Origin of the sequence: Arthrobacter sp. EM1, assembly GCF_029964055.1 — a bacterium.
Taxonomy (GTDB): domain Bacteria; phylum Actinomycetota; class Actinomycetes; order Actinomycetales; family Micrococcaceae; genus Arthrobacter.
Genome location: NZ_CP124836.1, coordinates 1,956,266 through 1,976,737 on the forward strand (window position 1 = coordinate 1,956,266; position 20,472 = coordinate 1,976,737).

At 66.0% G+C, this 20,472-nt stretch carries 19 protein-coding genes; 7 read left to right on the forward strand and 12 right to left on the reverse strand.

The features are described from left to right. Positions 1 to 88: 88 nt before the first annotated feature. From ruvC to pdxT, 3 genes are read right to left on the reverse strand one after another with little or no spacing between them, the layout of a single operon-like run. Positions 89 to 667: a crossover junction endodeoxyribonuclease RuvC gene (ruvC, locus tag QI450_RS08935; RefSeq protein ID WP_226775100.1), complete on the reverse strand. Its 579-nt coding sequence runs from the start codon at positions 665 to 667 to the stop codon at positions 89 to 91. Next, the gene (locus tag QI450_RS08940; protein WP_226775099.1) at positions 664 to 1,419 is read right to left on the reverse strand and encodes a YebC/PmpR family DNA-binding transcriptional regulator; all 756 of its coding nucleotides are present in this window, start codon (positions 1,417 to 1,419) and stop codon (positions 664 to 666) included. The genes ruvC and QI450_RS08940 overlap by 4 nt, the downstream gene beginning before the upstream one ends. A gap of 3 nt (positions 1,420 to 1,422) precedes the next feature. Beyond that, complete coding sequence (gene pdxT, locus QI450_RS08945; RefSeq protein WP_226775098.1) at positions 1,423 to 2,124, reverse strand: pyridoxal 5'-phosphate synthase glutaminase subunit PdxT; 702 nt, start codon at positions 2,122 to 2,124, stop codon at positions 1,423 to 1,425. 81 nt (positions 2,125 to 2,205) lie between these two features. Between pdxT and QI450_RS08950 the strand changes: the two genes are divergently transcribed. The 4 genes from QI450_RS08950 (at position 2,206) to QI450_RS08965 (ending at position 6,324) form a co-directional block, all read left to right on the forward strand. Then, on the forward strand, positions 2,206 to 3,555 hold the full coding sequence (locus tag QI450_RS08950) for a Mur ligase family protein (RefSeq protein ID WP_226775097.1): 1,350 nt from the start codon (positions 2,206 to 2,208) through the stop codon (positions 3,553 to 3,555). Next, entirely contained in the window at positions 3,552 to 4,274 is a 723-nt protein-coding gene (locus tag QI450_RS08955) for a glutamine amidotransferase (RefSeq protein WP_226775096.1), read from the forward strand. Before QI450_RS08950 ends, QI450_RS08955 begins: the two co-directional genes overlap by 4 nt. Before the next feature lie 107 nt (positions 4,275 to 4,381). Further along, entirely contained in the window at positions 4,382 to 5,482 is a 1,101-nt protein-coding gene (locus tag QI450_RS08960; RefSeq protein WP_226775095.1) for a glycosyltransferase family 4 protein, read from the forward strand. Then, positions 5,479 to 6,324 carry a class I SAM-dependent methyltransferase gene (locus QI450_RS08965; protein ID WP_226775094.1) on the forward strand — a complete coding sequence of 282 codons (846 nt, stop codon included), beginning with the start codon at positions 5,479 to 5,481 and terminating at the stop codon, positions 6,322 to 6,324. Before QI450_RS08960 ends, QI450_RS08965 begins: the two co-directional genes overlap by 4 nt. Before the next feature lie 51 nt (positions 6,325 to 6,375). On the opposite strand, the gene QI450_RS08970 is transcribed toward QI450_RS08965, so the two are convergent. Together QI450_RS08970 and QI450_RS08975 are read right to left on the reverse strand one after the other, a co-directional pair. Beyond that, complete coding sequence (locus QI450_RS08970) at positions 6,376 to 7,212, reverse strand: alpha/beta fold hydrolase (RefSeq protein ID WP_226775093.1); 837 nt, start codon at positions 7,210 to 7,212, stop codon at positions 6,376 to 6,378. 120 nt (positions 7,213 to 7,332) lie between these two features. Further along, positions 7,333 to 8,601, reverse strand: a complete 1,269-nt coding sequence (locus QI450_RS08975; protein WP_282467989.1) for a CapA family protein — start codon at positions 8,599 to 8,601, stop codon at positions 7,333 to 7,335. Between the two features lie 80 nt (positions 8,602 to 8,681). Between QI450_RS08975 and QI450_RS08980 the strand changes: the two genes are divergently transcribed. Then, positions 8,682 to 10,694, forward strand: a complete 2,013-nt coding sequence (locus tag QI450_RS08980) for a M3 family metallopeptidase (RefSeq protein WP_226775091.1) — start codon at positions 8,682 to 8,684, stop codon at positions 10,692 to 10,694. A gap of 100 nt (positions 10,695 to 10,794) precedes the next feature. On the opposite strand, the gene pdxS is transcribed toward QI450_RS08980, so the two are convergent. From pdxS to QI450_RS09010, 6 genes are all read right to left on the reverse strand, one after another. Next, positions 10,795 to 11,721, reverse strand: coding sequence for a pyridoxal 5'-phosphate synthase lyase subunit PdxS (pdxS, locus tag QI450_RS08985; protein WP_226775090.1), 927 nt, complete (start codon positions 11,719 to 11,721; stop codon positions 10,795 to 10,797). A 170-nt stretch (positions 11,722 to 11,891) separates the two neighbouring features. Further along, on the reverse strand, positions 11,892 to 12,530 hold the full coding sequence (gene pgsA, locus QI450_RS08990) for a phosphatidylinositol phosphate synthase (RefSeq protein WP_226775089.1): 639 nt from the start codon (positions 12,528 to 12,530) through the stop codon (positions 11,892 to 11,894). Beyond that, on the reverse strand, positions 12,520 to 13,143 hold the full coding sequence (locus tag QI450_RS08995; RefSeq protein WP_226775088.1) for an HIT domain-containing protein: 624 nt from the start codon (positions 13,141 to 13,143) through the stop codon (positions 12,520 to 12,522). The genes pgsA and QI450_RS08995 overlap by 11 nt, the downstream gene beginning before the upstream one ends. A gap of 16 nt (positions 13,144 to 13,159) precedes the next feature. Further along, positions 13,160 to 15,166, reverse strand: coding sequence for a threonine--tRNA ligase (gene thrS / locus QI450_RS09000; protein WP_226775087.1), 2,007 nt, complete (start codon positions 15,164 to 15,166; stop codon positions 13,160 to 13,162). 106 nt (positions 15,167 to 15,272) lie between these two features. Next, a complete protein-coding gene (gene dnaE, locus QI450_RS09005; protein WP_226775086.1) occupies positions 15,273 to 18,773 on the reverse strand; it encodes a DNA polymerase III subunit alpha in 3,501 nt (1,166 codons plus the stop codon). After that, complete coding sequence (locus tag QI450_RS09010; RefSeq protein WP_226775085.1) at positions 18,770 to 19,108, reverse strand: DUF6504 family protein; 339 nt, start codon at positions 19,106 to 19,108, stop codon at positions 18,770 to 18,772. The genes dnaE and QI450_RS09010 overlap by 4 nt, the downstream gene beginning before the upstream one ends. Before the next feature lie 157 nt (positions 19,109 to 19,265). On the opposite strand from QI450_RS09010, the gene QI450_RS09015 reads away from it, so the two are divergent. Then, complete coding sequence (locus QI450_RS09015) at positions 19,266 to 19,652, forward strand: hypothetical protein (protein ID WP_226775084.1); 387 nt, start codon at positions 19,266 to 19,268, stop codon at positions 19,650 to 19,652. Between the two features lie 8 nt (positions 19,653 to 19,660). Here QI450_RS09015 and QI450_RS09020 read toward each other — a convergent pair whose 3' ends face one another. Further along, positions 19,661 to 19,987: a chorismate mutase gene (locus tag QI450_RS09020; protein ID WP_226775185.1), complete on the reverse strand. Its 327-nt coding sequence runs from the start codon at positions 19,985 to 19,987 to the stop codon at positions 19,661 to 19,663. Positions 19,988 to 20,001: 14 nt separating this feature from the next. On the opposite strand from QI450_RS09020, the gene QI450_RS09025 reads away from it, so the two are divergent. After that, entirely contained in the window at positions 20,002 to 20,424 is a 423-nt protein-coding gene (locus QI450_RS09025; protein ID WP_282467990.1) for a VOC family protein, read from the forward strand. Positions 20,425 to 20,472: the final 48 nt, after the last annotated feature.

The following is a 20,472-nucleotide window of genomic DNA, read 5'->3' on the forward strand; positions in this document are numbered from 1 at the left end:
GGGCTCCTGAAAATTCAGCCATACATGAACCGGGAGGACCCGGCTATCCGAACATATCTACGAATACCCTAGCAAGCGCACCGGACATTCAGCGGGTGCGGCGCGCTTTGGCTTCCGCGTCTGCCCAAGCCCGTTGCGCGGGGGTCATGGAGCCGCTGCCGGGCCCGGTGGTGCTGACGGCCGCGCCGCTTCCGGCCCGCCAGGCGTGGGTGATGGCCAACGCAAGGGCGTCGGCGGCGTCGGCCGGCCGCGGCGGGGCGTCAAGGCGGAGGATCTTGGTAACCAGCTTGGTCACGGCATCCTTGTTGGACGTGCCGCTGCCGGTCACGGCGGCTTTGACCTCGGACGGTGTGTGCAGCGCTACCGGGATGCCGCGGCGCGCGGCAGCGGCGATCACCACGCCCGAGGCCTGGGCCACTCCCATCACGGTGCTGACGTTCAGCTGGGAAAAGACGCGCTCAACGGCCAGGACGTGCGGTGTGTACTTGTCCAGCCACTCGTCGATGGAGGTCGCGATGACCAGGAGGCGCTGGTCCAGGCTTTCCTCCGGCGAGGTCCCGACGACGCCGAACGCCACCATTGTGGCCCGGCGGTTCTTCTCAACGTCCACGACGCCGATCCCGCAGCGGGTGAGGCCCGGGTCGACGCCGAGGACGCGAAGCGTCACTCCGCTTCCAGTGCGGCCTGCACTTCGTCGCTGAGGTCGGCGTTGCTGTAGACGTTCTGGACGTCATCGAGTTCTTCGAGGGCATCGACAAGCTTCATGAACTTTTTGGCGGCTTCGAGGTCCAGCGGAACCTGCATGGACGGGACAAACTCGGCCTCGTCGGAATCGTATTCGATCCCCGCGTCCTTGAGGGCATCGCGGATGGCCTGCAGGTCCGTCGGCTCGGAATGGATCTCGAAGCTGTCCGAGTGGTCCTTGACTTCCTCGGCGCCGGCGTCCAAGACGGCCATCAGGACGTCGTCCTCGCTGAGGCCGTTCTTCGGCAGCGAAACGACACCCTTGCGGGAGAAGAGGTAGCTGACCGAACCGGGATCGGCGATGGTTCCGCCGTTGCGGGAAATGGCGAGCCGGACTTCGGAGGCGGCACGGTTTTTGTTGTCCGTCAGGCACTCGATCAGCAGCGCCGAGCCCTGCGGCCCGCGGCATTCGTACATGATCTCGGTGTAGTCCACCACTTCGCCGGTGAGGCCGGCGCCGCGCTTGATGGCACGGTCGATGTTGTCAGCGGGGACCGATGTCTTTTTTGCCTTGGTGACGGCGAGTTCCAGGCCCGGGTTGCCGGCGAGGTCCGGACCGCCCATCCGTGCGGCGACTTCGATGTTCTTGATCAGCTTGGCGAACGACTTTGCCCGGCGGCTGTCGAGGATGGCCTTCTTGTGCTTGGTCGTCGCCCATTTGGAGTGGCCTGACATGCTTTACGCTTCTCCTCTGATCATTCGGATAAACAATTTATGCACACGCTTCTCCCCCGTCACTTCCGGGTGGAAGGAGGTGGCCAGCAGCTTGCCGGAACGCACAGCAACAATTCTAGCCGCCCCGGCCAGCGCCTCGGGGTGGGAGGCGCTTGCGGGCTCCACTACGGCGAGGACCTCCACGCCGTCGCCGACCCGTTCCACCCATGGTCCGCGGATAAAAACAGCGTGCACGGGGGCGACGCCGTCGCCGGTGGCACTGAAGCCCAAGCCCTTGAAATCGAGATCCGTTTCGAAGGACTCACGCTGCCGGCCGAAGGCGTTCCGGCGCACCGTGATGTCAAGGCCCCCGAAGGTCTGCTGGGGGTTGCCGGCGAGGTCCTTTGCGGGGTCGGCGATTTCCTCGGCGAGGAGAATCATCCCGGCGCAGGAACCGTAGACCGGCAGCCCGGCCCGGATGCGGGTGCGCAGCGGATCACGCAGACCGAAGGCCCGGGACAGCTTGTCGATGGTTGTCGATTCACCGCCGGGAATGATGAGGCCGTCGAGGCCGTCGAGTTCGGACGCCCGGCGGACGCCGACGCCCGTGGCGCCGGCTTCTTCCACCGCGCGCAGGTGTTCGCGGAAGTCGCCCTGAAGGGCCAGGACGCCGATCCGCAGTCCCGAACCCGCGCGGGAAGAGGGGGCAGAAGAGGGGTTGGTCATCCGAACAGCATAGTGGCCTGAACGAACCCGCCGCCGCCGCCCCGCGGGCTTCCATGCCGTCGCTGGGATATATTACAGAGCATGTTTTACTTCAGCATTCCGCTCGGCAAGCTCGTCCGCCGGGTGTCCCGGCTCAGGGGCGGAGGCTCTGCCCTGCCGGGGCTGGTCGTCGAAAAGATCGACCCCGGGTTTATGCGCAGGACGCTGTCCACGCTGCCGCACGGCGTCGCCGTCGTTAGCGGCACCAACGGCAAGACCACCACCACCAAGATGGTGGTCGAACTCCTGGAGAGTCAGGGCCTGAAGGTCTTCACCAACCGCACCGGCAGCAACTTCACCCGCGGCGTGGCCGCTGCGCTGCTCGGCGAGGTGGACTGGCTGGGACGCCTCGACGCGGACGTCGCCGTGCTTGAACTGGACGAGGCGCACGCCGTGCACTTCGTGAACCAGGTGCCGCCGCGCTACTGCCTCCTGCTCAACGTGCTGCGGGATCAGCTGGACCGTTTTGGCGAGATCGACAAGACCGCGCAGCTGCTGCAGCACATCGCCGCCAAAACCACCGGAACCGTCGTGCTGAACCGAGAGGACCCCCGCGTCGCACGGATCGCGGAAACTCTCTCCGCGCAACCGCACGTAACGGGCACGGGAAAAACAGGCACGCACAGCGGCCCCGACGTCCTCTACTTCGGCTTGGATGATTCCCTGCTGAGCACCTTCCCGAACGACGACGAGATGCGGACCGCCCCCGGCAGCCCGGTGCCGCCGGCTCCCGCCAAGCCGCATGCCGACGTTGTGCTTCGCCGGGTGGGCGCGGCGGACGCGGACTTTGAGTACGACGGCGTCACGGCCACAACGGCGATGAAGCTCCGCGGTGTCTACAACATCTTTAACGCCGCGGCCGCGCTGACCCTGGCGCGGGCCATTGCGGTGGGGGTCCCTGTCGCTGGAAAAACGGCCGTCGCGGACAACGAGAGCCTGCTGGCGGCCCTGTCCCGGGTGGCACCGGCCTTCGGCCGCGGAGAAAGCCTCGTCGTCGACGGCCTGCCGCTGGACCTGGTGCTGGTGAAGAACCCCAGCGGCTTCCGCCTCGGGCTGAAGTCGTTTCCTGCTGCGGGGTACGCCACGATGATCGCAATCAATGACAACTATGCCGACGGCCGGGACATGTCCTGGCTCTGGGATGTGGAATTCGACACCCTGAGCGAGGGCGGCGTGGACCAGTTGAGCGGCTCCCGCGCTTACGACATGGCACTCCGGCTGCAGTATAACGACGTCTCTATCGGCGCCGTGAATACCGAGATTGCGCCCGCACTGGCAGCCTTTATCCGCGGGGCCAAAAACAAGCCCAAACGAATCTTCTGCACCTACACGGCGATGCTCGCCATCCGCCGCGAGCTGGCCAAAATCACCACTGTGGAGGTGGTCTCATGAGCAAAGGAACCATCCGGGTCCTCCAGCTGTACCCGCGGGACATGAACATCTACGGCGACTGGGGCAACGCGCTGGTGTTGGCACAGCGGCTGCGCTGGCACGGCTACACGCCGGTATTGCTTGAGTACAACGTCGGCGACGCCTTTCCGGCGGACATCGACCTGGTAGTCGGAGGCGGCGGACAGGACAGCGGACAGCTTGTAATCCAGGACGACCTGCTCTCGCGCGAATCCGCGCTCAAGGAACTGGCCGAGGACGGCACCCCGATGCTGGTGATTTGCGGCCTCTACCAGCTGTTCGGGAAGTTCTTCAAAACCCGGACGGGTTCAATCATCCCGGGAATTGGCATCCTGGACGTGGAAACCCACGGCACCGATGAGCGGCTGATCGGCAACGTGTCGGTGACCTCCCCCGAGTTCGGCACCGTGCTGGGTTATGAGAATCACAGCGGGCAGACCAGCTTGGGCCCGGGCGTCTCGCCGCTGGGAGCCACCGCCAAGGGCACGGGCAACAACAGCAGTTCCGGCCAGGAAGGGGCCCGCTACCGCAACATTGTGGCCAGCTACCTGCACGGCTCACTATTGCCTAAGAACCCGGTCCTGGCAGACTTCCTGATCCGGACCGCCGTCGAGCGCAAATACGGCAGCTTCTCCCCGGGTACCCCGGACGACTCGTACGCCGTCCTGGCCCGGGACCACGCCGCCCGCCGCCCGCGCTGACAGCCACGGCGCCGTCCGGGCTATCCGGGTAGCATGGGTCTCGCGTGCCGTGACCTGCGGCCCCTCGCTCATCCGTCGCTCAACCGTCGCTCGAAATGGAGTCCGCCATGGTTGGAGATCCAGATCCCGGGCTGGTGTTCGCCATCCCGGGCGACCTTTCAACGCCCACCGGCGGCTACGCCTATGACCGCAGCCTCCTGACGCACCTGCCCGGCTGCGGCATCCGGGTCCAGCACCTGCAACTCCCGGGCCAGTGGCCGTCTCCGACGGCCGCTGACGTTGAACAAACCAGGCGGGTGCTCGCCTCGCTGCGGCGCGGGACCCCGGTTATGGTGGACGGACTCGCGTTCGGTGCGTTCCCGGACACACTGCTTGAGATGTTGGGAGAGGGGACCAGCCACCCGCTCCTGGCCCTCGTACACCATCCACTGGCAATGGAAGCCGGGATCGCGGAGGACGAACGCCGGTTGCTCGCGGCAACCGAGCGCCATGCCCTGGCACGCGCCACGCACGTGATTGCCACCAGCGCGGTGACGGCCCGGACTCTGACCCGCGACTACGGCGTCCCGGCCGGCAAAATCTCGATCGCCTGTCCGGGGACACCGCCGGCACACCGGGCCGAAGGCTCAGACGGCACACGCGGGGCGGAACTGCTCTGCGTCGGGTCGGTCTCCCCACGCAAGGCCTATGGCGTCCTTGCCCTGGCACTTTCGCAGTTGACTGACCTGGACTGGCATGTCACCATCGCCGGTGAAACCCACCGGGTGCCGGGCGAGCACGCCCGCGTAGCCGCCGCCATCGAGGCCCACGGCCTTGCCGGCCGGGTTACTTTCACCGGTGTCCTGACGGCGGATGAGCTGGCGGCCGCCTACCGCTCCAGCGACCTCTTTGTGATGCCGTCCCTCTATGAGGGCTACGGCATGGCGTTGGCGGAGGCCATGTCCTACGGCCTGCCGATTATCTGCACCACCGGCGGGGCCGCGGCCGAGACGGTGCCGGACGGCGCTGCCGTCAAGGTCCCGCCCGGGGACGCGCCCGCCCTCGGCAATGCCCTCCGTCTACTTTTGACCAATCCGCAGCGCCTCGCCGACCTCGGGGAGCGCTCCTGGACCGCCGGACGGACGCTGCCGCCCTGGTCTGAGACTGCCGGTCGGGTCGCTGGCGCGGTGCGGGCCGTGGCCCGGTTGCTCCCGGAGCGCGCGGCATGAGCGGCTTCAGCCCGGAGTGGCTGGACCTGCGCGAACCGGCTGACCACCGGGCCCGGGATTCGGAGCTAGGCCAGCAGCTGTCCGCTTATTTCGCTGCACACACACACGTCAGCGTGGTGGATCTGGGCTGCGGTTCCGGGTCCAATCTGCGGGGCACCGCGAAGTTGCTGCCGGACCACCAGTCCTGGCGGCTGGTGGACTATGACGCGCAGCTGCTGACCTTGGCCCGGCACCGCCTGGTCGATTGGGCTGACGAGAGCCGGTCCGAGGGCGCCCTCCTTCGGCTGCGCAAGGAGAACAAACACATCGACGTCAGCTTCGCCGAGGCCGACCTGACCCGTGACCTGGCGCAGGTGCTGACGCCGGCTCCGGACCTTGTCACGGCCGCAGCACTGTTTGACCTGGTTTCGGAGCCCTGGCTGGAGCTGTTCACGGCCGCCCTCAGCGCGGCCGGGCTGCCGCTCTACACGGTCCTGAGCTACGACGGCCGGCAGGAATGGCAGCCGGCCCACCCGCAGGACGGGCGTGTGCTTCGTGCGTTCAACAGCCATCAGCAGTGGGACAAGGGCTTCGGTCCGTCCAGCGGTCCGCGGGCCACGGCTGCGCTGGCGGGACTGCTCAAGGTGCACGGTTATGCCGTGCACACCGCCGACTCACCCTGGCTGCTCGGACCGGAGGATTCGGATCTCCGGCGCGAACTCGCCACCGGCATCGGCGCTGCCGCGTTGGAGACGCAGGAGCTCACCCCGGGGGAAGTCGCCGACTGGCTGGCCGCCCGCCGGGATCCGGGCCAGGCGACGATCGGCCACAGCGATGTTTTCGCCACGCCCCGGCTGGACTGAGCCGGACCCTCCGGTACACCGTGCCGATGCGTTCCCGGAACGCGCCGTCGCTTAGCCAGGTCCTACATAGGCGAGGACGTCCCGGGCTATGCGGCGGCTTGAGGCTGCCCGGAGGTGACCCATGCCCTCGTACCAGATGAGGGTGCAGTCCGGGATAAGACCGGCCGTCTCGCGCGCAACGTCCTGCGGGAAGAACTGGTCCGAGCCACCGCAAAGCAGCAGCACCGGCCGCCGGATGTGCGGGAGCACGGCCCTGGAATCAAAGCTCACTTCCGCCTCGACTTCGGTCAAGACGTCCGCGAGCGGATAGCCGGCCCCGGTGATGACCAGGCGGCTGATTACCGGTCCGAGCAGCCGCCGAAGCCACCGCAGCCGCTCGTTCGGGATCAGATACTCGGCGAAAACCGTACCGGCGCCGTCCGGGTCCCCGTCCGCAATGGCATGCGCCATCCGTGAGTCGACGTCCTTGCCCCAGTCACTCAGCTCCGCGGCGGTGACCACCATGGCCATGTGGTCGAAGGATTCGGGATGCCGCGCGGCCAGGTACTGGGCGATCATTCCGCCAAACGACTCAGCCACGACAATGTCCACGCGGCCGCCGAATTCCTCGGCTATCAGCCGCGCATAGTCGTCCGCCATGTCGGCTACCCGGTGTTCCGGCGGCATTCCGCGGCGCCGGGTGACAATCCAGACGGAGTACCCGGCCCGGAAAAGTGGGGCGAACTGCCGCCGAAGCATCTGCCGCAGCAGCCCCCGGGGAACCGTGCTCCCCGGGCCGCCCTGGATGAAAAGGAGTTTTTTCCCGCCATTGCCCAGGCTCAGGTAGTCCATGCCGTTGGCAAAGGTCCCGTTCCGGGTTTCCCGGTCCGCTATCGGTACTCTGCCCACGAAAGCCTCCTGCCCGGTGGTGAAAGGAACTGCCCCCAGCCCTCGCGTCACCACCACGGTATGCGCCGGTCGGAATCACGGCAAGACCCCGCGGAGTGGGCGCGGCCGTTCCGCCCGGCGCTACGGCTCCCGCGTGATGAGCAGTTCGTGGGCGCCCGCGGCTGCGGCTCCCATCGACTCGACCACGGTCTGGGTGCGCAGGTGGGTGGCCGCGTCGGCCGCGGCACCGGCGCAGGGGCCCTGCGGGGCGTCGGAGGCAACGGAACACCAGCGGTAGGGGCTGCGGACAATTACCGACGGCGCCCAGGCCAGATCGGAGGCGGTCCACTTGCCGGCGGCGTCCTGGCTGAACTGTACCCGCACCAGGAGACCTTCATTGTTGACCACGTAGCTCGGCGAGAGTTCGGTGATCCCATTGCCCAGTCCGTACACAATCCACGTCCCCTTGTACTGCTCGATCGGGAGAACCGAGTGCGTGTGGTGACCGTAGATCATGGTGAACTGGCCGCTGTCCGCGAGAGCGTGGGCGACGCTTTGCTGCTCGGCGTTGGGCTCACTGGAGTACTCGTCGCCGGCGTGCATGGCAGCGAGGACGATGTCCGCTCCCAAGGCGCGGGCCTTCTTGGCCTTGGCGATCATCACCCCGGGATCGAGCATGTCCACCTGCCAGTCGGCCTCCGGAACTTGCCCGTTCAACCCATAGCTGGCATCGATGACCGCGATTTTGGCCGCAGTGGTTTGCAGGACCATAATTCCCTGCGAGTCCGCTTCGCTCCGGTACGAGCCGGTGTGCTGGAGTCCGGCGGCGTCCATGGCGTCCAGCGTGCGGACCAGGCCGGTCGTGCCCTGGTCGATGGTGTGGTTACTCGCCGTCGTGCAGGCCTGGTAGCCCACCCCCTGCGCAGCCGCAATAATCTGCGGCGGGACGTTGAACGAGGGGTAAGCGGAGAAGGGGCCGGTGGGGCCGGCTACCGGTGTTTCCTGGTGGCAGATCGCCAGGTCACTCTTCTCGATGTATCGGCGCTGGCCTTCCAGTAGCGGTCCGAAGTCCAGGCCCTTCGCACCGGTGGCGAGGGCGTCGGCACGGGCCTGGTCCCACAGCTGGGCATGAACCAGCATGTCGCCGGTCACCAGCACCGAGGCGCAACGGACGGCCCGGCAGGCCGGGCCCTTCCCCGGCGTCGGGATCGGGGCCGGTGACGTCGACGGGCCCGGTACCGGGTTCCCCGCCGATGCAGCACCACTCTCGCTGCTACCGGCGGCCGCGGAACGCGAGCCGCCGTTTTCCGGTTGTGCGCCGGACCCGCAGGAAGCCAAAGAGGCTACGAGGAACAGGGCTGCGGCAACGGTGATCAGGCGAGCACGCCGAGTCGGGGTAAGGGTACGCATGGCGCCATCCTACGATGGCGCCGGGCAAAAAACGCCGGGCCGCCGTTGAGACTCCCTGCATTACATGAAAGAGTTATTTCATGATCAACCCATTGATGAGCCCCAGCCACCTGCCCTTCGGCCTGCCGCCCTTCGCGGACATCACCGATGAGCACTACTCCGAAGCGGTCGAGGCCGGTCTTGCCGCCCATCTCACGGAGATCAAGGCGATCGTGGACACCGCGGAACCCGCCTCGTTTGAAAATACGGCGCTCGCCATGGAGCGGTCCGGACAGCTCCTGCAGCGCGCCGCCGCTTCCTTCTTCACCCTCGTCTCGGCCGACGCCTCGGACGCCATCCGCGAACTGGAGACCACCCTATCCCCGCGTTTGTCGGCCCATCAGGACGCCGTGTACCTCAACCGTGGCCTGTTCGAACGGTTCGCCGCGATTAACACCGACCAGCTCGACGCCGAGTCTTCGCGCCTGGTGGACGAATACCTCAAGGAATTCCGCCAGTCCGGCATCCAGCTCGACGGCGCGGGCCAGGATCGGCTCAAGGCCGTCAACGCCGAGCTCTCCCGGTTGGGCACGGAATTCGGCCAGCGGGTCAAGGAAGCAATGAAGTCCGCAGCTCTGCTGCTCGATGACGCCACCGAACTTGCCGGACTTCCCGCGGACGATGTTGCCAGCGCTGCGGAAGCTGCCCGCACTGCCGGGCACGAAGGCAAGTACCTGCTGACCCTCATCCAGCCCAGCAACCAGCCCGCCCTCGCCGCGCTGGACCACCGGGGCGTCCGCCGGCGCCTGTACGAGGCGTCCGTTGGCCGCGGCAGCGCCGGCGGCAACCTTGATGTTTTGGATCTGGTCAAGGACACAGTCCGGCTCCGGGCCGAGAAGGCTGCGCTGCTGGGCTTCAACAACTACGCCGAACTGGTCGTGGATCAACAGACCGCCCCGGACTTCGCCGCCGTGCAGGCCATGATGAACCGGCTCGCGCCAGCCGCCGTCCGCAACGCGAATGCGGAGGCAGAAGCGCTGGCCAAGATCGCCGGGCACCCGCTCGAAGCCTGGGACTGGGCCTACTACTCCGCCAAGGTCAAACGCGAACGGTATGCAGTTGACGAACAGGCTCTGCGCCCTTACTTCGAGCTGGACCGCGTCCTGCACGAGGGCGTGTTCTTCGCCGCCAACGCGCTGTACGGTGTCACCTTCCACGAACGCGCAGACCTCTCCGGCTACCACGCGGACGTGCGGGTCTGGGAAGTCCGGAACCAGGACGGCACCGAGCTGGGGCTATTTTTGGGCGACTACTACACCCGCGAGTCCAAGCGCGGCGGAGCATGGATGAACTCTCTGGTGGAACAGTCCGGCCTGCTCAACACCCGGCCCGTGGTGATCAACAACCTGAACATCTCCAAGCCACCGGCCGGCGAACCCACCCTCCTGACCCTCGACGAACTCCGCACCGCGTTCCACGAGTTCGGCCACGCCCTGCACGGACTGTTCTCCTCCGTCACGTACCCGCGCTTTTCCGGTACCTCCGTGCCGCGGGACTTTGTGGAGTACCCCTCGCAGGTCAACGAAATGTGGATCATGTGGCCCGAGGTTCTGGCGAACTACGCACGCCACCATGCCACCAACGAGAAGCTCCCGCAGGAGATCGTGGCCAAGCTCGATGCCGCGCAGCTGTGGGGCGAGGGCTTTGGCACGACCGAGTACCTGGGCGCTGCCCTGCTTGACCTGGCCTGGCATGTCCTGGACGGCACAGAGGTGCCCGAGGACGTTCTGGAGTTCGAGGCCGGGGCATTGGCAGCGGCCGGCGTGGCACACCACCTGATCCCGCCGCGCTACCGCACGGGGTACTTCCAGCACATTTTTGCCGGTGCCGGCTACGCCGCGGGCTACTACTCCTACATTTGGAGCGAGGTGCTGGACGCCGAGACGGTGGAATGGTTTAAGGACAACGGCGGCCTCACCCGCGCAAATGGCGACTTCTTCCGGGCTGAACTGCTCTCCCGCGGCAACAGCCGGGATCCGCTGGATTCCTTCCGCGCCGTCAGAGGCCGCGACGCCGGACTCGAACCGCTGCTCAAGCGCCGTGGCCTCGAGTAGCCCACGGAATCCACCCCGCGCAGCCCAACTGACTCGCAGGTGGGGTCGTTTTGAGCCCTCAAAACGACCATATCTGCGAGTCAGTTGGGCGTTGGTGCAGTTACCAGCCGCGCTCGGCGAGGCGGTGCGGCTGCGGGATTTCGTCGACGTTGATTCCGACCATGGCCTCGCCCAGGCCGCGGGAGGCCTTGGCGATCTCGTCCGGGTCATCAAAGAAGGTAGTGGCCTTCACGACGGCGGCCGCCCGCTGGGCCGGGTTGCCGGACTTGAAGATACCGGAGCCAACGAAGACACCGTCGGCGCCGAGCTGCATCATCATCGCCGCATCCGCCGGGGTGGCGATGCCGCCGGCGGTGAACAGCACCACGGGGAGCTTGCCGGTGGCGGCCACTTCCTTCACCAGTTCATACGGGGCCTGCAGTTCCTTGGCCGCGACGTAGAGCTCGTCCTCGGCCATCCCGGCGAGCCGCTTGATCTCCGCACGGATCGAGCGCATGTGCGTGGTGGCGTTGGAGACATCCCCGGTGCCGGCCTCGCCCTTGGACCGGATCATCGCCGCGCCCTCGTTGATCCGGCGCAGCGCCTCTCCGAGGTTGGTGGCACCGCAGACGAAGGGAATCGTGAAATTCCACTTGTCGATGTGGTTCGCGTAGTCCGCCGGGGTCAGGACCTCGGACTCGTCGATGTAATCCACGCCCAGGGTCTGGATGACCTGGGCTTCGACGAAGTGGCCGATCCGGACCTTCGCCATGACCGGAATGGACACGGCGGCGATGATCGCCTCAATCATGTCCGGATCGGACATGCGGGACACGCCGCCCTGGGCGCGGATGTCGGCCGGAACGCGTTCCAGCGCCATCACTGCCACGGCACCGGCATCCTCGGCGATGAGGGCCTGCTCGACGTTAACGACGTCCATAATGACGCCGCCCTTGAGCATCTCCGCCATACCGCGCTTAACGCGGCTGCTGCCCGTAACGCTCTGTGCGGACGCGCCGGCTTCGCTGCTTACATCAGGTGTAGACACAAAAACCCCTATGGGTAGATAGTTGACCTCGCCGGAGCGCTGACGGCGCACAAGAACCGCTTCGCACGCACCGGGTTACCGGATCCATTGGCCGGCACAGCTAATACTAGTCCCCCGTTGCGCGGCGCTGAATTTCCGTTACACCCCGGGCCGCCGTCGAAGGCGCACGCTCAGGCCGCCTGTTCGGACGCGGTGCCTTCGGTCGATTCGATCCACTGGCGGTGCACTGCGATGATCCGCTGGACGATGGTGACGAGGCTCGCGGCGGCCAGCAGAATCAAGGTCACAAAAAGCACCACGCTCGGCAGGCCCAGGCCGGTGAAGCCCGTCACCACCAGCACGGACACCAGCCGCTCGGCGCGCTCTGCAATGCCCACGTTTGCCTCGAAGCCCAGCGCCTCGGCCTTGGCCCGGGCGTAAGAAACCACCATGCCCAGGACCAGGCAGAGGATGGCGGCCACGGCGATGGCGATGTTCGCCCCGCCGGTGAAGAACCAGACCGCGACGCCGGCGAACAGTGCCCCGTCGGCCACCCGGTCCAGGGTGGAGTCCAGGAAATTGCCCCAGCGTCCCCCGCCCTTGTGCATCCGGGCCATAATGCCGTCGATGACGTCGGAAAAAATGAACGCAGTGATAAAAAGCGTCCCCCACCAAAGCTGGCCCAGCGGGTAGAAAACCAGCGCCCCGACCACCACGCCTAGGGTTCCGACGATGGTCACGGCGTCCGGGGAGACGCCGATCCGCAACAGCCACCGGGCGAGCGGGGAGAAAAGCGCGGTGAAGAATCCGCGCGCGTGCCTATTGAGCATCCGTGGCCCCGACAGTCGCCTGCCCCGCGCCGTTCTCCTGCGGCCACGCGTCAGCCACTTGCTGACGTACCTCGCCCAGGGTCTGCGTGATGGCCTTGGTCTGGGCGATGATCGGGAAGAAGTTTCCGTCCCCGCCCCAGCGCGGAACCACGTGCTGGTGCAGGTGCCCGGCTATGCCGGCACCGCCGGTTACCCCCTGGTTCATGCCCAGGTTGAATCCCGTCGGATTGGCGACCTTGCGCAGCACACGCATGGCCGTCTGGGTCAGTTCGGCGAATTCCGCCGTTTCCGCCACGTTTAGGTCCGTATAGTCGGGAATGTGCCGGTACGGGCACACCAGCAGGTGGCCCGGGTTGTACGGAAAGAGATTGAGCACCACATAGCTGGTCCTACCACGGTGGACGATCAACGAATCATCGTCATCGCGGTCCGGCGCCACGCAGAACGGGCAGTCGTCCACGTTCTTGAACTGGTTCTGGCCGCCCTTGATGTACGCCATGCGGTGCGGAGTCCACAGACGCTGGAAGGCGTCCGGCACCCCGGCCAAAGCAAAGTCGTCCGTCACGCCAGCATCCCCCGGATAGTCCGGGGCGGCACCTGTGGATTCCCGCATCGCTGGTCCCTGTCCGCTAGCTGGTCCGGTTACGGACGGCGTCGACGATCCGCTGGACGGCTTCAGCAACCGGCACACCGTTGTCCTGGCTGCCGTCACGGAAGCGGAAGGACACGGCTCCGGCTTCGGCGTCGTCGCCCCCGGCGATCAGCACAAACGGGACCTTGTCCTTGCTGGCGGTGCGGATCTTCTTCGGAAAACGGTCCGAGGAAATGTCCACCTCCGCACGGATGCCGGCGGCCTTGAGCCGGCCCACAACGTCGAACATGTAATCGTTGAACGCCTCGGCCACCGGAATGCCGACCACCTGGACGGGAGCCAGCCACGCCGGGAAGGCACCGGCGTAGTGCTCGGTCAGGACCCCCATAAAGCGTTCAATCGATCCGAACAGCGCGCGGTGGATCATCACGGGGCGCTGGCGGCTGCCGTCGGCGGCCTGGAACTCGAGTTCGAAGCGCTCGGGCAGGTTGAAGTCCAGCTGGATGGTGGACATCTGCCAGGTGCGGCCGATCGCGTCGCGGGCCTGCACGGAGATCTTGGGGCCGTAAAACGCGGCACCCCCCGGATCGGGAACCAGGTCGAGTCCGGATTCCTCGGCCACCTCGGCGAGGGTCCGGGTGGCTTCCTCCCAGATCTCATCCGAACCCACGGACTTCTCCGGGTCCTTGGTGGAGAGCTCCAGGTAAAAGTCGTTCAGGCCGTAGTCCTTGAGCAGCGCAAGGACGAAGTTGAGGGTCTTGGTGAGCTCATCCTTCATCTGCTCGCGGGTGCAGTAGATGTGGGCGTCGTCCTGGGTCATGCCCCGGACCCGGGTGAGGCCATGCACAACGCCGGACTTCTCGTAGCGGTAGACGGAACCGAATTCGAACAGGCGCAACGGCAGTTCGCGGTAGGACCGGCCGCGGGAGCGGAAGATCAGGTTGTGCATCGGGCAGTTCATCGGCTTCAGGTAGTAGTCCTGGCCGGGCTTGCGGACGGTGCCGTCCTCGTTGAGTTCCGCGTCGATGTGCATCGGGGGGAACATGCCGTCCCGGTACCAGTCCAAGTGGCCGGACACCTCGTAGAGGTGGCCTTTAGTGATGTGCGGGGTGTAGACGAACTCGTAGCCGGCCTCGACATGGCGCTGACGGGAGTAATCTTCCATCGCTTTGCGGATGATGCCGCCCTTGGGGTGGAACACCGGCAGGCCGGAACCCAGCTCGTCGGGGAAGGAAAACAGGTCCAGTTCAGCCCCGAGCTTGCGGTGGTCGCGACGCTCGGCCTCGGCCATCCGCTCCTGGTAAGCCTTGAGTGCTTCCTTGGTGGGCCACGCGGTGCCGTAAATGCGCTGCAGCTGCTTGTTCTTCTCGCTGCCGCGCCAGTACGCCGCTGAGGAGCGGGTGAGCGCGTAGGCGTTGGAGATCAGTTTGGTGTTGGGCAGGTGCGGTCCGCGGCACAGGTCACACCAGACGGCTGTGCCTTCCTTGCGCTCGACGTTGTCGTAGATGCTCAGCTCGCCGCCGCCCACTTCAACACTGGAGCCGTCGGCGTCGGAGCCTGCGCCCTTGAGGCCGATCAGTTCAAGCTTGTAGGGCTCGTCCTTCATCGCCTCACGCGCTTCGTCCTCGGTAACCACACGGCGGACGAACTTCTGGTTCTGGTTGATGATCTTCTGCATCATCTTTTCCAGAGTCTTCAGGTCCTCCGGTGTGAACGGCTCCCCAACGTCGAAGTCGAAGTAGAAGCCGTCGGTGATGTACGGGCCGATGCCCAGCTTGGCGTCGGGGCGCAGCTGCTGGACGGCCTGGGCCATCACATGGGCGGCGGAGTGCCGCAGGACGTTAAGGCCGTCGGGGGAATCGATGGTGACGCCCTCAACTGCCGCGCCCTCGGGCAGCGGCTGGTCCAGGTCCTTCAGCTCGCCGTTAATGCGGGCCACAACGACGTCGCGGCGCTCAAAAAAGAGTTCCGCGCCGGTGGTCCCGGTAGCCACCTTGGTCTCTTCGCCATCGACGAGAAGGGTGATCTGCTGGGCATCTGACACGGGTGTCTCCTATTCAAAGTTGAGGCTTCGTAGCTTGTGGCGTACGGGGGCCACAGCCAGCCCCGTCCATGCTATCGGTTTCTGCAGAGGCCAACCAACGCGCCACTCAGCCTCCCAGCCCGGTAATGGCGAGGTGGCGGCTGATGCCCTCCAGCGGGCCCGGCGGCTCAGCTTCCCGGTAGTCCGGGATCCCGGCCGCCGGGGCCGGGAATGGCAGGGTCTGCGTGCGGCTCAGGTCCCAGGCCATGCTGGCGCTGATACTGATCCCCCTCGGTCCGGTCCGCCGGGTTGTTCCCCTGATCAGCAACAACCGGGTGCCGAACAGCAGCGGGCCTGTAAGCTCCTGGGCTTCATGGAAGAATACCGAGTCCACACAGCCCGTGCCGTCGTCGATGCTGATGAACACCACGCGCCGGCCTCCCCGCATGGGAGGGGTCTGGGTGGCGACCCGGACCCCCGCGACCAGCACCTCGGTGCCGTTGCGCAACCCCAGCAGCTTGTCCGCGGTGGTGACGCCGAGCCGGTCCAGCATCGGCCGGTGGCTTGCCATCAAGTGGTCGCTGACATCCACGGCCATCAGGTCCAGTTCGGCCCTGACGGTGTCCACCAGGGTCGGCGCAGGCAGCCCGGCCTTGAGGTTTTTCAACTCGACATCACCCAGCGGCAGGGACAGCTGACCATCGATCACGTCGATGCCTTTGCGGTGCGGCCGGCTTTGCAGGGCCTGCAGGTGATGGACCAAGTCCGCCCGGTTCGCGGCCCCGCCGGCGGCCCGGTGCAGGGAATCGAAAGCACCGAGCTGCGCCAGCCGCTGGATGCTGGGCCTGCTCAGCCGGGACCTGGCCCGCAGGTCCGCGAGCGAATCATAGGGCTGTCCTGCCACGATCCGTTTCAGCTCGGACCCGGAGAGTCCATAGATGCCGTTCAGGCTCAGCCGGATACCCAGTCTGCCGCGGTCCTGACCGGTATCCACACGTTCCACCCGGTACTCGGCGTGACTCCGGTTGATGTCCAGGGGCAGGATCGGGATTCCCAGCCGCCGGGCCTCGGCCACCAGGAGCCGCTTGGGATACATGCCCGGATCGTGCTCCCACAGTCCGGCGAGGAACGCCTCCGGGTGGTGGGCCTTCAGCCAGGCCGACTGGTAGGTGGGTACGGCAAAAGCAGCGCCGTGGGCTTTGCAGAACCCGAAGCTTCCGAAGGCCTTGAGCGTTCCCCAGACCTTGTCCACCACTGCGGGGCTGTACCCCCGGGCGCGGGCTTCCTTCCGGAAGAACTCCTCCACCTTTCCTTCGAGTACATCGTTGCCGAGGGCGCGGCGGAATTCGTCGGCCCGCGCCAGCCCGCATCCGGTCATCACGTCGAAGGTCTTGAGGATCTGCTCATGGAACACCGTGACGCCGTGCGTCTCCTTGAGGACGGGCTTAAGGTCCGGGTGCGGATAAACCTCGGGTGCAAATCCATGCCGGTACTCCAGGAAAGGCCGGACCATATCCGATTTCATCGGACCAGGCCGGAACAGGGAGATATCGATGATCAGGTCATTGAACTCCCTGGGCGCGAGCTTGCCGATCAGCTCGCGCTGACCGGGTGACTCGATCTGGAAACAGCCCAGGGTATGGGTACTGCGGATCAGTTCATAGGTGGGTTCGTCGTCGAGCGGCACGGCGTTGAGGTCGATCTGACCGTCCTCGGCGATGTAGTCCGGCCCCGTCCCGTCAGGCCCTGCCGGATGTGCGCCTGCGGCGACCACCTCGGCTTTGGAGGGATGGAGCCGGATCACTTCGCGGACGGCGAAGGCCATGGCGCTTTGCATCCGGACACCCAGGACGTCGAGTTTGAGCATGCCCATCGGGTCCATGTCGTGCTTGTCGAACTGGCTCATCGGCAGACCCAGCCCGCTGGGCTGGACAGGCGTCCGGTCCAGCAGGGTCGCATCCCCCAGGATCACCCCGCAAGGGTGCATGGAGATATGGCGCGGCAGCCGGTCCAGCCGTTCGGTGAGGTCCACCAGCAGATCCAGCTGCTGGTTCCCGCTGAAGTCGCGCTGTCCCACCCGGCCGGCGAATTCCTTCAGCTCAGGCTTCTCCACGAGCGCTTCACGGAAGTTCCGGGCTGAAAATCGCCACAACTGCTTGGCGATGTCCCCAATCTCGCCTTCCTCCATGCCCAGTGCCAGGCCGGCGTCTCGCACGGCACCGCGAGCGCGGTAGCCGTTTTGCATACTCATCAGGGTGACGCGCTCGGACCCGAAGCGCTCAAAGATCTTCCGGTACACGTTGTGCCGTTCAGCGCTTTCGACGTCGATGTCGATATCCGGCAGGGTGGCACGGTCCCGGGAGAGAAAGCGTTCGAAGATCAGGTCGTGCTGGAGCGGGTTTACCTGGCTGACGTCGATCAGATAATTGACCAGGCTGGAGGCCCCCGAGCCTCGGGCCGCTGCCCGTACCCCCATGTCCAGGATCATCCGGGACACCTCGGCCACGGTCAGGAAGTACGCGGCGAAGCCCAGGTTGTCGATGATTCCCAGCTCATGCTCCAGCCGCGAACGCAGTTCCCCGGCAGCTTTGCCGGTGATCCCCGGGAACCGCCTGCCGATGCCGGCCTCGCAGCGCAGGATGAGTTCGGCGAGGGGATCCCCGGCGATTCCGATCACTGTGGCTTCCGGCACCACGGGCTGTTTCCAGCCCATGTCCGTTACCGGGTCCATCCTGCAGCGGTCCGCGAGCGCCTCGGTCTGCGCCATCAGGCTTTTGAGGTCGGCAGCGCCGTATCCGGCGGCGTGCATGATCTCCTTGCCCAACTGCAGCATCTGGCCGGAGGATTTCAGCCAGCCCTGCCCGTTGGGCTGAAGCAACGGGGCGGCGGAAAGCTCGGGCAACGATTTCAGCGTGCGGGCGGAATCCAGCACGTCCGCGGTAGCCGCCCCGTCCTCGGCGACGTAACGCACGGCGTTGCTCAATACAGCGGGAACCCCGTGCTCAGCGGCAAGCTTGAGCATCCGTACAGCGTGGGCGGTGCTCAGCGGTTCCCCGGGCGGACTGAGCTGGCTGACCACCTCGGCGGCGATTGTTCCCGGGGGCATGGCATCGAGCCAGCGTTTGAACAGGGTGCGGGGGCGCAGGTAGCGCCTCCCGCCCATGGCACGTCCCACGTCGGAGTCCGGGCCGATCAGCACGGTCAACACCGGCTTGAGCGTTTCCGGGTGCAGGGTCCGGGAGGCCAGCTCGGACCTGGTCACCGCGACCGGCACCGCTCCCCCGGCCTTGCCCGTGGTGCGGGCATGCGCATCGGAGATCAGCCGGCACAGCGCACGGTAGCCCGCACCGCTGTTGTTCCCGTGGGCCAGCACAACCACACGTCCCGCTACCTCGGTGCGGAGGTCGCCGTCGTCGTCAAAGACCGCAAGTTCCACGCCGGCAATCGGATCAAGTCCCGCAGCCATGCAGGCCTTGAGGTGTTTGACTGTTCCATAGAGGCCGTCACGGTCCGTGCAGGCGAGCGCCGTCGCGCCGTCCGCGGCAGCGGCGGCGGCCAGCTCATCCGGCCAGGAGACCCCGTAGTGGGCGCTGAAGGCGGTGGAAACATGGAGATGCGTAAAGCTCATGCTGATTCGGGCGCAAGGAACGGACGCAGGGCGTCGTGGATCCGCAGCAGGCGCCAGCGTCCGCTGCCCACATGCCGGGTGAGGTCAAGGGTGAGGCTGTCGGTGTCGGTGTCGGTGGAATCTGCCGGGCGCACCTGCACCCGCCAGATCTCGTGATCCACCAGCCCGGGACCGCTCCCCAGCGGTGCCCGCTGTTCCTCAGCCCACCATTGACGCCGCTCGTACCAGCGGACCGGTTCCGCACAAAGGATGTAGTGGCGGCCGGCCCAGCCGAGCGTCAAAGGCTCGCCCGAAGGGGTGCAGACGACGTCCACGGTCTCGCTGAACATACCCACTGCGCCTCCCGGACCACACCATGTGAAAAAACGACCGGTAGAAAAACGATCGGCAACTATTCGAACATATATTCGAACAACTCCAGTCTACGACGGTCCTTCGGCAAAACCTAGGTCAGGGGTGGACGGACGTACGCGCAGGTAGCAGGATTGAGCCATGAGCTCCCATAACGCACTTCTGAAACACGTCAGCATCGCCGCCGAGGACACGTCCCTGGTGGCGAAGTTCGATATAGACGGAAACATCCCCGGCCAGGGCGCTTATGTGGTGGGGCTCGTCGCGGCAACACCGGATCATTCCCACCAGCGAAGGATGGGGATCGAGTTTATGAACGGGGAGGCGGTGTCCTTCTACTGCTTCAGCCATGACGGTACGGAGGAGAACTTTGACCTTAAGGGTGTCGACCACTCCGGAAACACCATCACCGGGCATTTCCCGCTCAGCACTGTCATGGGCCTGGCCAAGGGCCACCTGATGACGGCATTCAGCGACTGTGACGGCCGGGAGTACCAGTCAAACGTTGCGGTAGAGGAAGCCCTCTAAGCCGCCCGTCAGGAGCTGGCTTTGTAAACCTCCAGCTCGAGCGTGATAAAAGCATCGACCATGGCCCGGTAGGTTTTTTCGATGAGGTCGACGTCGATGTCCTTCTGCTGGGCCGTGGTGCGGACGTGTTCGATCACCCGCTCCACGCGTCCGGGGGCCCGCACCTCGGCGCTGTCCGCTTTGAGGGTTCCGGCGATCCGGATCAGGCGCTCGCGGCGGCCGATCAGGGACACGATCTGTTCGTCCACCTCGTCAACCGCCACCCGGACAGCCGCGAGCTGTTCCCGGTCGGCTTTGGCAGCTTTATCGTTTTCGTGATTTGTGGACATGTCCATGACAGTATCGAAAGATGCAGCCACGAGTCGATTTAATTTCACTGGGTGTCCGCAGCGTTGGCGCCTCCCGTAGTTTCTACGTCGATGGCCTGGGTTGGCCCGTCCACCGAGAAGTCCGCGGCGAGGTTCTGTTCATCCAGGCCAACCACGGGCTCATCCTCTCGCTCTGGGACGCCGGCCAGATGCAGGCAGAAGCCGGCACCGATCCACCCGCCGGCATTCCCTGCATCACATTGAGCCACAACCTGGCCAGCGCCGCGGAAGTGGACTGGGTGATGGCGGAAGCCGAATCCGCCGGAGCGGCCGTTATCGCGGCGGCCAAGACCCAGCCCTGGGGCGGCTATACCGGCTACTTCGCCGACCCCGACGGCTACCGCTGGGAAGTTGCCTTCAATCCCAGCTGGCCGGTCGACGGCGGCGGGAAGGTGACACTCTGAACCGGCCACCCCGCGTGCCCGCCGCAGCACTGCAGTACGGCTGTGTGC